Annotated in this window: 15 protein-coding genes; 14 read left to right on the forward strand and 1 reads right to left on the reverse strand. The window is 35.1% G+C overall.

What is annotated here, in order from left to right; all coding sequences use genetic code 11:
* The first annotated feature begins 36 nt into the window (after positions 1-36).
* The 14 genes from P176_RS0111335 to P176_RS0111415 all read left to right on the forward strand — a co-directional run bounded on the left by P176_RS0111335 (position 37) and on the right by P176_RS0111415 (position 13,043).
* A complete protein-coding gene (locus tag P176_RS0111335; RefSeq protein ID WP_026754821.1) occupies positions 37-804 on the forward strand; it encodes a DUF6577 family protein in 768 nt (255 codons plus the stop codon).
* Complete coding sequence (locus tag P176_RS0111340) at positions 797-1,900, forward strand: nucleotidyl transferase AbiEii/AbiGii toxin family protein (protein ID WP_026754822.1); 1,104 nt, start codon at positions 797-799, stop codon at positions 1,898-1,900. The genes P176_RS0111335 and P176_RS0111340 overlap by 8 nt, the downstream gene beginning before the upstream one ends.
* Before the next feature lie 10 nt (positions 1,901-1,910).
* Positions 1,911-4,190 (forward strand): hypothetical protein, encoded by a 2,280-nt coding sequence (locus P176_RS0111345; RefSeq protein ID WP_026754823.1) that lies wholly within the window; start codon positions 1,911-1,913, stop codon positions 4,188-4,190.
* On the forward strand, positions 4,183-4,974 hold the full coding sequence (locus P176_RS0111350; protein ID WP_026754824.1) for a UPF0489 family protein: 792 nt from the start codon (positions 4,183-4,185) through the stop codon (positions 4,972-4,974). The genes P176_RS0111345 and P176_RS0111350 overlap by 8 nt, the downstream gene beginning before the upstream one ends.
* Before the next feature lie 595 nt (positions 4,975-5,569).
* Complete coding sequence (locus P176_RS20410) at positions 5,570-5,737, forward strand: hypothetical protein (RefSeq protein ID WP_154192220.1); 168 nt, start codon at positions 5,570-5,572, stop codon at positions 5,735-5,737.
* A gap of 278 nt (positions 5,738-6,015) precedes the next feature.
* Positions 6,016-6,300: a hypothetical protein gene (locus P176_RS0111370; RefSeq protein WP_026754827.1), complete on the forward strand. Its 285-nt coding sequence runs from the start codon at positions 6,016-6,018 to the stop codon at positions 6,298-6,300.
* A 637-nt stretch (positions 6,301-6,937) separates the two neighbouring features.
* Positions 6,938-7,282 carry a single-stranded DNA-binding protein gene (locus P176_RS0111380; RefSeq protein ID WP_026754828.1) on the forward strand — a complete coding sequence of 115 codons (345 nt, stop codon included), beginning with the start codon at positions 6,938-6,940 and terminating at the stop codon, positions 7,280-7,282.
* Positions 7,283-7,357: 75 nt separating this feature from the next.
* Positions 7,358-7,702, forward strand: coding sequence for a single-stranded DNA-binding protein (locus P176_RS19375; protein WP_037348909.1), 345 nt, complete (start codon positions 7,358-7,360; stop codon positions 7,700-7,702).
* A gap of 83 nt (positions 7,703-7,785) precedes the next feature.
* On the forward strand, positions 7,786-8,166 hold the full coding sequence (locus P176_RS0111390) for a DUF6876 family protein (RefSeq protein ID WP_026754829.1): 381 nt from the start codon (positions 7,786-7,788) through the stop codon (positions 8,164-8,166).
* 11 nt (positions 8,167-8,177) lie between these two features.
* Positions 8,178-8,375 carry a hypothetical protein gene (locus P176_RS0111395; RefSeq protein WP_026754830.1) on the forward strand — a complete coding sequence of 66 codons (198 nt, stop codon included), beginning with the start codon at positions 8,178-8,180 and terminating at the stop codon, positions 8,373-8,375.
* A 440-nt stretch (positions 8,376-8,815) separates the two neighbouring features.
* Entirely contained in the window at positions 8,816-9,196 is a 381-nt protein-coding gene (locus tag P176_RS0111400; RefSeq protein WP_008610923.1) for a BfmA/BtgA family mobilization protein, read from the forward strand.
* A gap of 11 nt (positions 9,197-9,207) precedes the next feature.
* Positions 9,208-10,239 (forward strand): MobB family relaxase, encoded by a 1,032-nt coding sequence (gene mobB, locus P176_RS0111405; protein WP_026754831.1) that lies wholly within the window; start codon positions 9,208-9,210, stop codon positions 10,237-10,239.
* 14 nt (positions 10,240-10,253) lie between these two features.
* Complete coding sequence (locus tag P176_RS0111410; protein WP_026754832.1) at positions 10,254-11,834, forward strand: type IV secretory system conjugative DNA transfer family protein; 1,581 nt, start codon at positions 10,254-10,256, stop codon at positions 11,832-11,834.
* 177 nt (positions 11,835-12,011) lie between these two features.
* Complete coding sequence (locus P176_RS0111415; protein ID WP_026754833.1) at positions 12,012-13,043, forward strand: AAA family ATPase; 1,032 nt, start codon at positions 12,012-12,014, stop codon at positions 13,041-13,043.
* Here P176_RS0111415 and P176_RS0111420 read toward each other — a convergent pair.
* Positions 13,040-15,496: a S8 family serine peptidase gene (locus tag P176_RS0111420; protein WP_026754834.1), complete on the reverse strand. Its 2,457-nt coding sequence runs from the start codon at positions 15,494-15,496 to the stop codon at positions 13,040-13,042. The genes P176_RS0111415 and P176_RS0111420 overlap by 4 nt on opposite strands.
* Between the last annotated feature and the right edge of the window lie 74 nt (positions 15,497-15,570).

Below are 15,570 nucleotides of genomic sequence, written 5' to 3' on the forward strand. Positions count from 1 at the left end.
TTTTTGTACTTTTGGTAAAGTTTTGATATAGATATTATGCCAAAGATTGTAGAAAATAAGCTTATAGAAGCATTTAAAGAGCAAAGTTCTTTTGATAGGGACCAGCTATTTCAGTTCTATTTGAACCTTGAACCGGATTTGAAGGAAAGTACATTTAGTTGGCGCATTTACGACCTGAAGAAAAAAGACATCATCAAAACTATTGGGCGTGGATTGTATGTTATATCCTATAAACCCAAGTATAGACCAGTACTGTCTGATAGTGTTCTAAAAATAGCAAGTAAGACCAATGAACGGTTTAAGGAAATCCAATATGCTATATGGGAAAACCAATGGCTCAATGAATTTACGCAGCATCAAGTATCCAATCAAATGATTATAGTAGAAGTGGAAAAGGAATTTACAGAATCACTATACTATTATCTAAACGATTCCTTGAAAATGGATTTTTTCTTGAATCCCGATGACAAGGAAATTGAATTCTACATTTCCGAGAGTGCTGTACCCGTGGTCATAAAACGTCTCGTTACAAGAGCTCCGATAAGTAAATTGAAAGATAAAAAAAATGTAGTTCCAATTGCCACGCTTGAAAAAATAATGGTGGACTTGTTTGCCGATGAAAACCTGTTCCATTTTTACCAAGGCTCTGAACTAATAAATATTTATGAAAAGATACTTGAGCGATACAGTATTAATTTCACAAAGCTCTTTAGCTATGCGAAAAGACGAAAAAAAGAACAGGAAATCAAGCAATTTATGAATAACCACATACCAAATATTTTAGAGGACATAATCAATGATTGAAAACAAAAGCTTCACAAAAGAGTGGCTGGATATTTTTCGGTCAAAAAAAGAACATAAAGGCATTAATGTGACCATTTTGGAAAAAATGGTTCACGCATTTTCATTGTTGGAAAATCTAAAAAAAGAAGGACTTGATTTTGTCTTTAAAGGCGGCACTTCACTCGTGCTTTTACTTGAAGAAGGCAATCGGTTTTCAATTGATATCGACATCATTTCAAGTATAAAACGTGACGCATTGGAAAAAATCCTTGATACAGTTGTTGCCAACTCACATTTTAAAAGCCACACTTTGAATGAACGCAGAAGCTACAAAGAAGGCGTGCCAAAGGCACATTATACTTTTGAATTTGATTCGGTTTATAACCCGAACGTTCCGGGAACCATTCTGTTGGATATTCTTTTTGACAGCCCGCATTATCCAGAGCTCATAGAATCTTCCATTGAAATTCCTTGGCTATTGGTTAATGAGCCTATAATATCAATTACAACACCTTCGGTAAATTCCATCTGTGGCGACAAGCTTACTGCTTTTGCGCCAGAGACCATCGGTATTCCATATTATAAGGGCGACCAGTTATTTGCAATGGAAATCTGTAAGCAATTGTTCGATTTAGGAAAGCTATTTGAAAACATTACGGCTATGGCAATGGTTAAAAAAAGCTTTTCAGCTTTTGCGAAAGCGGAACTATCATATCGCAGTTCGGAAAAAGATTTCAGCGGCAGAAACCTCAAAGAAACAGATGTGCTTTGGGATGCCATAGACACCTGTGCCATCATCGCCAAAAGGGAACGTAACCCAACCGAGGAAACAAAAAAGAAGTTTGACGAATTAAACCGTGGCATACGCAGTTTTGGAAGTGCGTTTTTGATGACGGGAAATTTCAGAATAGAGGAAGCCCTTGCAGCTTCGGCCAGGGTAGCTTATTTGAATGCTATATTGTTGCAAGATGAGATAACAGAAATTGAATATTACAAAGGACAAGACATAAGTGAACTTAACATTGAAAAAGCAGATTGGGCATTTTTAAATAAACTGAAAAGACAACCAGATAAAAGCATTTTTTATTATTGGTATAAGGCTGTGGAATTACTATAAATATGAAGAAATGAATCTAAAATATATAATAGAAATATGCATTGGGATTGATATTGCCATTATTGGTATCGCTTATCCTATAATAATTGATAAAATATCGAATATTGGGAATAGGTATGACTCAAATTATCTTTCCGAAGTTTTTGAACAAGAATTTCCACAACGGGCATATGGTCGCATTTTGCCATTTCGGAGCAGGAAAGTTACCACTTTCGAATGGCTGTTGTTCTTCACTATCGCATCATTTGCCTTTTTGATTGCAGGTGCCGAACCATTATTTTGGAAAAACTCAATATGGATGCAAAATTCCGCAAAATTATTGACATTAACTCTTACCTTTTTTCTTGTAATATCCTTTATAATCTGGCTTGACAAAATAGCTTTATACAACGGAAAACCAGCTCGCCTATTGAAATATCTGATTGCGAAATATCAATCAATTTCAAAAGAAAGTAGATATAAAGAAAACCTTATCAATTCACTTAACGAGATAGCCTATTTCGCTGTAGAAAAGGAGGATATCCATTTACAAGAGGAATTGAGTAAGTTTTATACTGAAGAGTTTATTAAAATTCGTCATAATCATAATTCAAGCGAAGCTTTAGAATATCCATTTTATTTTTATGACGTAACCCGTAAGCTAATTAAAAAATTGCTTCGGAAAGAAGTTTCTGAATTGGATAGATTGACTTCTCCCGCAGTATCAAATTGGTGGTTGTTGGGACAGGATTTTCAGGAGATTCCAATATCAGAAAAAACGTATGATAGTATGTGGGGCAATATCTATCAGATTTCCGACAATGCAAAGTTTATAAAGGAGCATTGGAGCACTGCACACCAATATTATAGATTTCAATTAGGGAGGAAAACTGGCAAATACAACATCGATATTAGAGATTATGAGAACAAGGAGGAAATTGAAATAAGAGAAAGTGAACAGATAAGATTTTTAGAGTTTCACTATGCATTGGGTGGCTTGCTATTGTATCGTCAAAACAATAATGGACTAAAACGAATTCTAAATTTCACACAAAGTCAGCCGCCAGATTATTACCTATTGCCTAACTCTATGTATGACATATTCTACTGGTTTGCCTATTTTAAAGAAGGGTATGTAAACAGAGTTACGCCTACAGATTTTAAATACCCATTTCCAGACATTGATAATTTAGGCCTCTCACGACAAATAACCTTTTGGATTTGTCAATATGTATGTTTGCTTTTTATAAGACAATTTTTCTTGCAACCCTATTATACGTTTCATCAATTTACCGAACAACCAAGATTGCCAAATAAAGTACTTGAATTACTTAAATGGAAAGATGCTTTGGACTATTTCAAGTTTTGTTTAAACAAAATATTAGAGAATAAAGACTTATTGGATTTACTGGGCTATAATTTGTCAGATGCTATTTTGGAGGATATAGAAGGTTTTGAGCCTGAATTACGAATTAGAATTGAAGAGCAAATTCAACAGAATAGAACAAATGCACCATTATCTGATAATAAAATTAATCAATTTTTGGCCAGCAGTGCAACGATGATAGACGATGCATTTAATCAGTACAGCCTCATAATAAATAAAGATGATTTTGCAAATGATGAACCTGTGATGCGATTCGGTCTAAATGGAGGTTCCATACTTTTCCGAAAAGAAGGTTTTACAGAAGGAGACATACCACATCTAAATTATGATTCGATATTTGCACAACAAATCATTTATGACCAAATCAATCGATATATTCCAAACTCTTTCCTCGGAGCGAGAACACGTAGATACTTAATAGACAGAGAAAACTTTGAAGATGCGTTTAAAAGATTAAAGTACGATAAAGAGAAACATCTTATTGTAGGCTTTGGTTTTTTCGACAATGGTTTAGTCGAAATACCTGATTTCCTTGAGGATATGATTAGGTTGACTTCGCCAGTTTTTACAAATGTACTATTCGTTCTGCCAAAGACTGACCTTCCGAGAATTAATCATCCAGACCTCAAAGCTGATGAGATTAAAGAACTGCGTCTTGAACCAATTATACCAGACAGAAACGTATATGCCTCTGTAATCGACTTGAATCTTGATGAGAATAGTGAGTTGAGACAACGCTGGAACACAAATGAAAATCAAAATCCAGCGGAATCTGTACAATTAACAATTGCATTTATCGCAGAGATTATTTGGAGACAAAATAGAGATGTCGTTCAGTTGAATATCACTTCGCCACTACGTGAACAAGGTATCAAAAATGATTTAAGCGATATTGTTCCTTTCAAGACCATTGATAATGATTGAATTCAGAAACCCATATCACATAGAACCACCAGGTGTTTCACGACAAATATTATCGCATCCAACAAATGAAACTGAAGCAATAGAACTTGCAGTATTTCAAGAACATCGATACGCATTTTTCTATTGGAACAAATGGATGCGTAAAAATGAAAGTATTAAGCAACCTTGTTTAGTTTCGTTAGACTGGCACCAGGATTTATGCTACCCTTGTGAAACAGAAAAAGAATGGTTAGATAAATTAGATTTAACGAGTGATGCAGAAGTGTCTTTATTTTCTTGGGCAAAACTTGCGGGCAATAATGATGGCCATATATTATGTGCGGCTTATCTCAATTTGATTGGAAATATATACGTGCATTGTAGACAAGGACTAGGTCAAGATACTTGGCAAGATGAAGAATTGACAGATACCTATGGCAACAAGCACACCATCAAAAAATTCAAAACTTATGAAGCATTACAAGAAGCACTGTTGAAGTCGTCAGAGACGTCCGTGTTTTTTGATATTGATTTGGACTTCTTTTCAGTAAAGAATGGCTTAAGTGATGGTTCATTTGAATTTACCTACTTACAGGAAGAAGAAATACGAAAAATGCTAAACAAGGATAATCCATTAATTAACTGGATTTTTAAACGTATAAAAGGTTTCACAATTGCCACTGAACCAGAACATTGCGGTGGACTTTTAAGAAGTAATAAGTTTCTTGATTTAATTAGCGAAATCTATTTCAGTCCAGAATTGTTTGCACCTAAATGTAATTGGAAATGGAAACCTAAATATTGATGATGAATTGAATCGACATTAATATTGCCATTCAGCCCATTCCCCTGCATTCCGCAAAAAGCTTCATTTCGGTAAATACGCTTCATTATAAAGGTCTTGGACACAACTTCAAATCTTCCGATTTCCATTGCGCTGAACCTGCCATAAAAATGGCAGAATCGCTTCATTCCCAATCTACATCTTTAAAGTCAAGTCCGCTTTAAGCCCTACTAAATAAGGATAATTTGTTTTCATAATCCAGTAAGCACATTCCCCTGCATTTCGCGAAAAGCTGCATTCCGAGAAAAGAGCTTACCTAAAAAGGTCTTGGACACAATCCCCAATTTTGACTTTCCATTCCGTTAACTCGATCCGCTGCGCTGGAACGGAACACTTCATTTCCAAGCCAAAATCGTGAATTAAGTCCGCTAAAAATAACATAAATAATCAATCAATATCGGCGCAAAGGTAAACTCGTAAAATACACCCATCAAAAGACTACGGCATAAAGCCATCGCACCATCCTACGCTTATTTATTCCGTTTCCTTTTGAGCTGTGATTTTAGCTTCCGTTTGGGTAATGCTCAAATATTGTTTAACTAAAATATATAAAATTATGAAACAATTATCTGTAAAACCCAGCATTTCATTAAAAGAAGCGGAAGAACATTATCAATTGAGTAGTGAAAATTACACAATTGATAGTGCAGAGACTCATTTAGCTTATTACAGAGATAAGCATCAGCTGTACTACCGAACACTTTTAAATCATTATTCAAACTAAAACCTCACATTATGGAAAATTTTAATTTTGTACAACTTGATTTTGGATTCGAGTGTGAACCCGAATCTACACAGAAAAAATCATCGAAATCAAACAAAAAGCGAAGTAACGATTTCGTTTTTAATTTTATGGATTGTCTCACCAGTCCCATCATTGTCTTTAAATCTGCTTGGAAAGATACAATACCAAGAGACATACTTAAAAACATAAAATTATCACGACTATTATGTTCAATGCAACAAGAAGAAATGGCATCGCTTACATAAACTTTAGCATATATGATGCCCAGAACTTATGAAGCACCAATGCCTACCGAATGGGTAAATATTTATACTTGGCTAGGTCTTCAGTATGCAATTCAGTTTAAGAATAGTGGCCAATTGAATGCAATGACTGAAATCGCACCAAGCAAACTTTCAGAATATGAAATGGGACGTTTGAATAGTTTGAGAAGTTGGATTTATGATAAAAGAAGAAAGGCTTTAAAAGATAGATTAAAAATAGCTGAAAAATCAGAAACAAAAATATTATCTGAAAATCAAAAAATACTTTTTGAAGAGTGAGCTAACTATTCACCCTTTTATTTAATACGAGTTTCATAAGCCATTCAGCACATTCCCCTGCATTTCGCGAAAAGCTACATTTCGGGAAAAGAGCTTCACTACAAATATCTTGGACACAATCCCCAATTTCGACTTTCCATTCCGTTAACCCTTCCCGATTCTCTGGGAAGGAACACTACATTTCCAAGCCAAAATCGTGAATAGCGTCCGCCAAATCGGAATTCCATTTAATGATTTGGTGTCGCTTCCTACGTTTTTATACTTCACAAAAGCTTTTAGACCTACATCCGCACCCTCGCTGTTATACCCTTTTTTTGCCAGCAAAATACCAACATTTTGAACTTGAACAGACTGCATAAACCGTTCTCGCTGCGCTTCACTTTTTATAAGTCCTTATCAATTCAAAATCTTGAAAATGTATCAGCAACAAAAAAAGGTAACAGCGAGGGCGCTATGGGAAGTAAATCTAAAATGAATCTTATGAAATCTTACAAAAACATCAAAAAGGAAGCGACACCAAAAAAAACAAAAAAGGAAAACGCTCAAGATATAATAAGTAAATCACTTCAAAAAAATATAACAATAAACTGTCTGAATGGTTCAGATAGCATTTTAATTAATCTTTAAATATTTTATTATGAGTACTTTAAAAAATCACGTACAGTTAATCGGAAACGTTGGACAAGAGCCAACCATTACAAACCTTGAAAGCGGTAAAAAAGTAGCCCGTTTTTCACTCGCTACTAATGAGTATTACAAGGATGCCAAAGGCGAAAAACAAACAGAAACCAATTGGCATACCGTTGTGGCTTGGGGCAAGACTGCCGAAATTATCGAAAAATTTGTAGGTAAAGGCAAGGAAGTAGGTGTTACGGGAAAATTGAAATCCCGAAGCTACGAGGACAAAGAGGGTATCAAGCGATTTGTTACCGAAATCGAAGCAAATGAAATCCTTTTACTTGGAAGTAAAAATGACAAGTAATTCTTAAAAATTAAAGAGGGCGTTCCTCTCGAAAGTTGCGCCCTTTTTTCATTAAAAATCTTTAAAATTTTTATTATGAAAACTATTAAAAATCACGTTCAGTTAATCGGGAACTTTGGGCAAGACCCACAGGTTACAAATCTTGAAAACGGAAAAATTGTGGCGCAGTTCTCAATGGCTACAAATGAAAATTACGAAGACTCAAAAGGGCAGAAGCAATCGGAAACCCATTGGCATAGTATTGTGGCTTGGGGAAAACTTGCTTCAATCATTGAGAAATATGCAGTAGTAGGAAAACAAATTGCCATTGCGGGCAAATTGGCGCAACGCTCTTATGAAACCAAGGAAGGCGAAAAACGATACTATACCGAAGTTGTAGCAAGGGAAATTCTTTTGGTCGGGTCTAAAAATGGTAAGTAACCATAAAAATCCAAGAGGGCACAGATACCAGTTTTCAATTAGTTCGTGCCCTCTTTTAATTATTCACTTAAAATAAATGAACAATGAAAGCACAAGTTAACGAAATAAAAGAAGGATTGCAACATTTTCACGGTACGGAAATGTTCTATCAAATCCCATTATTAAGAACACGTTTTACAGACGGACTAAAATATCTTGCTAATGTAGCAGATTGTTTTTGGCTCATTACGGACACTTCCGTAATTGCAAAAAGTCTGATGAACCGAAGCGAATTTGTTACCATCGACTTTAAAAGATTACCCGAAGATGAACAAGTCGTTACAGGCTACGAAGCTGAAATTATTTATACCGATGGCAACGATAATGTTCTGGAAAAACACGGCTATCGGGCAACCCATTTTCCGCTCGATGAATTGCGTTTATTTTTTGTAAATGATACGCTGATGTTACCAAGCGAATACTAAAATTTAAAGCTATGGTTTATCTAAATTTTACAGACTTGAGCGAGGAGGCTCAAAACCGTCTTTTAGAAAATTCTAAAAAAGATGTGGAACGAAAATTTGGCGATGATATTCGCAAATACGTAAGGGAAAATTATACCTGTTTTGAAACGATGATAGAGGAAGAAGCATTACGAAATTTATATTCCTATAAGTTCATATTCAACATCTAATTTTCTAAACTTAATAATCAAGCACCTCTAAATTTTGGAGGTGTTTTTGTATGCAATTAATTTCAAGTCGAGAAAAAAGCGTATCTTTATTTCGCTGAAATTCAGCTCACATAAATTCATATAGTTATCCCATTTTTAACTTTCGCTGATAGCTGTATCCATCTATATTTTACATTGAGGAATTTTCGAATTCCTAAAAGGCAATTGGCTTTTTAGCCAGATTGTATGAAATTTTTGTTCGCCTGTGGCGAACGAAAAGGAATAGCAAGAGGGTAACGGGCAGAGCCACGTTACATATTTCTTTTAGCGTATAATCCATTGATTTTCAAATACTTGAAAATTAATGGATTATATAAATTTCTTCGATTTGCGTCAAATGCCCCCACACAGTCTGTAAACAGGGATGGATTTACGTCAAACACAAAAAAAAGCGAAAGAAAATGGATTCATTCATCACCATCAGGTTCAAAAGGAAAACTGCCAAACGTTTTCAGGAATTTTCAAAGACACACTTCAAGACCCATACCGAAGCAATGGAAAATATTCTTGATTTTTTCTTCTATAACGAGATATCCCCAAAGGAAAAATTGGGTCCGACAGGGCGAACCATCGAAGCCAAACTATTAAAAAGAATCAATGCAGTCATCGCTATAATGAGGGATGTTGAAAAGACCCAAACCAAGCCCACGGTCGCAATGATTCAATCCCTTTTTGAGACAGAACAGCCAAACAAAAAACCGCTGATTTTGGAAAAGAAATATGCCGAAGAAAAAAAGGAAGTACGCTTCCGTGAAAAACAAAATCCAAGTAACCAACTGTAAATTTTTGAGCTATGTATATTACAATCTCACCTCAAAAAATAGGAGGTAATTATTCTAAAAGTTCGGCTGATTTTGTTGGCTATCTGGAGAAGGAAAACCAAGGATTGGAACAACAGGATATGGAGCATTTTTTTAACCAATATGGCGACGAGATTTCAGCAGAGGAAGTGGTCAAGGAAATTGATGGCAATACGGCAAAACTCGAAAAGCACGAACCACGGTTTTATTCCATTACCGTAAGCCCATCTAAATACGAACTGAAACGGTTGCAGAACCATAGTGAGGATTTGCAAAAATACACCCGTGAGATTATGAAGGATTATGTGGCTTCATTTAATCGCGAAATCAATGGGCGACCCATTACAATCGATGATATAAAATACTATGCTAAAATTGAACACCAAAGAGCCTTTAAAGGAACGGACTTTCAGATAAAAGAAAACCAACCGTATGCCACAAAAATACTTCAACTAAAAACTGAAATCCGAAATGTGCAAGATGGACGAGCAGAAGGGAATGTGAAAAAATTGGAAAAAGAAATAGGGAAACTCGAAAGAGAAGCCCCACACCAACAGAACGGAAAACGAATCGTACAAGGAATGCCAAAAGCAGGAAACCAAAGTCATATCCATATAATTGTGAGCCGTAAGGATGCTTCCAATAAATTCAGCTTGTCCCCAGGAAGTAAGTACAAAGCTTCCGATGTTGAATTAAATGGTAAAACGGTAAAACGGGGATTTGACAGAGATGGATTTTTTACAAAAGCAGAAAAGACTTTTGATAAGACTTTTGGCTATCAAAGGAACTTCGCCGAAACCTATAAAGCAAGAAAGGATTTTATCAAGAATCCGAAAATCTATTTTGCTTCACTAATGAAACTGCCCACCAACGAAAAAGCATTGGCGTTCAAAATAATGGGGAAAAGTGGCATCCCAATGATGCCCAGTATTCCAGTCACACAGGCACAATTGGCGATGAAAATTTTTAATAGGCTACGACGTGGTGCAGAGGTGGCCATTAAATCAAGTTCCATCGGAATCTAATCTAATCTAAAACTATGCAAATGGACAATCTCGTAATGGTACTTTTTATTATTGGTTTGGCCAGTAGTGTTTTCTATGGAATATTTCGGATAAGCAGATTTGCATTTGTCGTCAATTTTCTACTGATTGGTGCTCTTGTGTATTATTTAAATGAACAATTACCATTGGTGCAAATAGCACTTTATTTTGTTTGTCCTCTGATATTAATTAATATAGGAATGTATGTATTCTTGCATAAAACGGACGAGCCTAAAAGTGGAAATGCCAAATATCAGGTCAACTTTGCCACTACAAAAGGAAACTTCAAACTGGATAACATCAAACGAGGTGCATCCATAATCGGTTCTGCGGGAAGTGGAAAGACCGAAAGTGTAGTCTATGGTTTTTTGAAACACTTCGAAAAAGAAGGGTTTTGCGGTATTATTCACGATTACAAAGATTTTGAACTGACCGAAATAGCTTATCCACTCTTTAAGGATGGCGATATCCCTTTTAAGGTCATTTCCTTCGATAAAATCATCCATAGGGTAAATCCTATTGCGCCACGCTATTTAGAGAACGAGGAAAGCGTAAATGAGGTTTCAAGGGTATTAATTGAAAACCTTTTAGAACAAAGGGAATCAGGAACAACCGGAACAACTAAATTTTTCAATGATGCTGCGGAAGGCTTGATTGGTGGATTGATTTGGAAATTGAAAACGACCTATCCACAATTCTGTACCCTTCCACACTTAATTGCGGTTTATCAATATTTGGACACGGAAAGCCTTATCCGATTTTTGGAAACCAATACGACATCGAGGGCAATGGCAGATGCTTTTATTAGTGGAAAGGATTCTGAAAGACAGACCGCAGGAGTAAAAAGCACCTTGGCCAATGCTTTGAAACGAATTAGTACACAGCGCATTTTTATGGCGTTGTCTGCGGACGAAGTTCCTTTAAATATAAATAGTCCAGAAAACCCCTGTGTGATTTCAATAGTGAACAATCCAAAATTTGAAACATCTTATTCGCCTGTAATAGCGACCATCATTCATACGATTACAAAGCAAATGAGCATTCGGAATTCTAAACCATCTTTTCTATTGATGGAAGAAGCACCAACCATTCGTTTATTGAATATGCATCGTATTCCTGCGACACTTCGAAGCTATAATATTTCTACGATTTATGTGATGCAGGACAAAATACAAAATGATATGATGTATGGGGACAAGGCAAGCAAAGCGATTTTAAGCAATCTATCCTATCAATTTTTCGGTAAAGTCAATGACCCAGACACCGCAAAATATTACGAACGGTTTTTTGAAATTATTAAGGATCCTACCAAAAGTATAAGTCGTGGGCATAATCTCGATTTTGATACTCGAATTACAACTGGAGAAAAAGAAATACCAAAAATTAGGGCAGATGTCTTTTTCAGATTGAAACAAGGCGAATTTATAACCTATGCAGATGGAAAGGATAAAAAGATACAGTTCAAGTTAGCCAATATTAAAAGAGAGTTTCCGCAAGAATCGAAGCAGTATTCTCAGTTTGATTTGGAAGCTAATTTTGAACGGGTTTATGAGGAGGCGCAGTCGATATTTGGGTAATGGGTTATATTGAATATTAATTTATTGTTGGGGCATTTCATTGAGGATTTTTGTTTTAATTCCTTAATACACTTTTATTTAACTGAAATACAATAAGATGAAGATTCTTTAAAGAGTAGTATAATACTAAACTATCAGCATAATTCGTTATATTTGTATAAAATTTACCAGAACGATTTGAGCCAATTTGATTACATAAAAGAAATAGCGAAGTATGGTTTGGAAAACGACCAGGAACGCTTATTGACTGTAATCAACGAGCTCGTTGAGCATTCTAAAAAGACTAAAAAAGTGAATTTTGCAATTCAATTGCAATCTATCCTTAAAGAGTCTATGCGACAACAGAGCACTAATAATTTGACTAAAGTTGGTTCTGATTCTTATTATCAGCGTCTTGATGATCGTGACATTCAAGATTTAATTCTTGAAAAAATCACTTCAGATTATTCTTTAGAAAACATTGTTGCAGATGATGTCGTAATGGGAGAACTAAAACACTTTATTGAAGAACACGATAAAATTGAATTGCTTCAAAGATTCAATCTTCCCGTTTCAAATAAATTACTTTTGCACGGACCTTCTGGTTGTGGTAAAACACTAGCCTCTTACGTGATTGCCGGCGAACTCAATAAAATGATGGTAGTTGTTAATTTGGGAGCAATCGTCTCTTCTAAATTAGGCGAAACAAGTAAAAATCTTTCTAAAATATTTAAAAAGGCAGCTCTTGAAGACTGTATTATTTTTATTGATGAATTTGATAGTTTAGGAAAAGTCCGTGATTATAGTCAAGACCACGGCGAAATGAAGCGTGTGGTCAATACTATCCTTCAGTTATTTGATTATTTACCTCAAAGCAGTATTGTTATTGCTGCCACGAATCAAAAAGAAATGTTAGATTCAGCTCTGACGAGAAGATTTGATAATATAATAGGATTTTCTTTACCCAACACACAACAAATTAAAAACCTGGTTGAACTAACATTAAGTAAGAGTGGGTTTTTATTCAGTAACAAGAGTGAGGCAACTAAAATTATGAAGATGTGCGAAGGCTTGTCCTATTACAGTATTCAGAAAACACTGCTCACTGCATTGAAGAGAAGTCTGTTTAAGCATAGTGATAGAGATATAAAGTCAATTACTAAAATTGATAGCCATATTTGGAAATCTCTTGTTATTGCAGAAAAGAAATCACTTGACATAAACGCTTAAACTTCTCCCTCTAAATCAGCTTCGGCTTCGGCTATATTTATTACTTCCACATTATTAATTGCTCTTAACTCGTCGTAGAGTCTACCAGTATTAGCTCTTAATGTTTCTTCAATTTTAAGAACAAGTGAGAAATTAAATTCTGTTGGATAATTCTCAACCTGGGACGCCATAATCTGATTAGATAATAATGCTTGTACAGCCAGTTTAAAGGTTTTACCCTCACTACGCAATTGTGCAACGTCAATATTGAATTCAATTTTCTGAACATTACTGTAAGGAGCGGGCGTTGATTTATCTCTAGCGGATTGTGACCAACTTAAAGTGGTACGTAATTTCGAATTTAACTCTCGCTGTACTCGGTTAATATCATCAGATGAATGATTTTTAAAAACACTAAATGCCATATGCACTGGACAATAGGTTAATTGATTATGCTGTAATGGCAAAAAGCTGAAACACAACGTAGCGGTCACTTTAAGAATGCCATTAATTTTACCAAGATTCGTTGAAATTAAATAGTCTGGAAAGTTAACAGGGTAAATTTTCTGTTCACCACTTTGGATATAGTCCTCAAGAATCATTGTAGCGCTATTCTCATCTGAAAAAATAGTATTATCTGCATCAATGAGTCCATAACCCGAAGTTCTGTTTAGCAAAGGTTTGTTTGCATCGGGATACACAGTGTTTTTTAATGTAGCCCCATTAATTATCAATGCTTTTAATGTTTGTGACTTTAAATCCGGATATGCAATTTTAAGCTTTGCAGCAAGATTAGCAGTTAACGGGGCAGCTAGACTTGTCCCAACTTCTTTTGTGTATCCTAAAGCAGGGTTAGATGATAATACAGACATTGCAGCATTATCCATAAAATCTATTGTGGTAGGATTGTAGAATCCATAATCACCACCACTTTCAATAACGTCAGGTTTAAAAAGATTTTTATTTCGTTTTTTAACAGAATAGATGGCAGCAAGATCAATGTGGTCTTTACGAGTATAAATAGCAGGAAACTCTTTTCCTGATGAAATACCGTTAAATACACCGTTATATAAGCCATCTGCAGCTGCTCCTACAGTTACATTATTCATAGAATCTGCTGGCGTATTTAAATTTGTGTGCTCATTGTCAAAGTAATTTAAGTCATAATCAACATTTTCATTCATTGCTTGAACATTGTTTCCAACGCTTATAAAAATTAAACTATCGGTTTCATACGCAAACTTGTCAAGTTCGTAGGTGTAGTTAGAAAATGTTTCATTCGTTTTCTTATGAGTTTTATAACAAATTGTTAAGACGAAAATACCTAAATGAGGATATTTATTTTTCGCTTTATACAGTAGTTCAATTACCTTTTTTTCAGAAAGATAGCCATCACCACTACCAATTAATTTTATAGAAAGCAACTTGGCATCTGCATTTATTTCACCTTCAAAATTATTACTATGATTATGTCTTCCTAGTGCTGCCAATGCTCCAACCATTGTACCGTGTCCATCGTTTCCACAGTTGTCTATTAATGGATTGCCGTCTAATGTAAAGGTGTCATCCTGTAATGTAATACTTGAAAGTGGTGTTTGCATACTTATACCAGTATCCAAAATTCCAATTAATGGAAGATCCTCATTTGCATTTGCAATTTCAAAACCAAAAGCCCTACTTGGTATGTTGTATACCCCTGGCCGCACTACTCCCGAAAGGGAAGACGTAATGCTCTCAATAACATCGAAGTTTTGAGCAATAGCAATAAGTTCATTTAAGGTAGTGTCGTAAAGCTCTAATCTATTTGACTCTCTATCAATTTCATAAACAATGAGATGATCTTTTAAGTAAAATTCCAGTGCTTCAATAATCCCATTTTCAACGGCAGGACTCGCAGGTAGTTCTATGGTTTTAAGTATGACAACATTACCAATATTATCAGCATCTACTTGCAGCACATCACTTAATGTGAGAAGCTTAAAGTTTTTTACAAAAAGTATATTTTTATTATAAACTGCTTGCGCGTTATTTTCTAAACCTCTATTAATTAATCCTTCAACACTTGTTATAAAGACTTGAAATTTGTCACGATCTGAAATAGAGAATAATGCCGTTCTATTATAGTTTGTGAAGCTTACTCCTTCAAGGCCAAATGTATCGTACCAAATGCTATAATATTTCTCCAAATGAAATTGCCCCATAAAATCAACTTCTATATAGTCTACGTCATAAGGTACATTAATGGCCTTGTTTTTTGCAATTGCTTTCACTTCGAGGTCACTTCGGTACGATTGTAAATCTTCCCGAAAAGCTCTTGCCATAAATATGTAATTCGGCTCTGGGTTTGCTTCATCATCATTGTTTCCGAAACCGTAATTGAACTTTACTTGTCCAGATTCTTCTAGCTGTCTATCTGCTATAATTCTTAAGTGATTTCTGTTTGGCATAAAGGCTTCTATGTTGGTAATTGTCAAAAATAGTAATATTGTTTGCCTTTATTATAAAAATCTATATTTCTCTTTAGTTTGTAAGTTATTATGGCAAAATC

The sequence above is a fragment of the Sediminibacter sp. Hel_I_10 genome (genome assembly GCF_000688335.1).
Taxonomy (GTDB): domain Bacteria; phylum Bacteroidota; class Bacteroidia; order Flavobacteriales; family Flavobacteriaceae; genus Psychroserpens.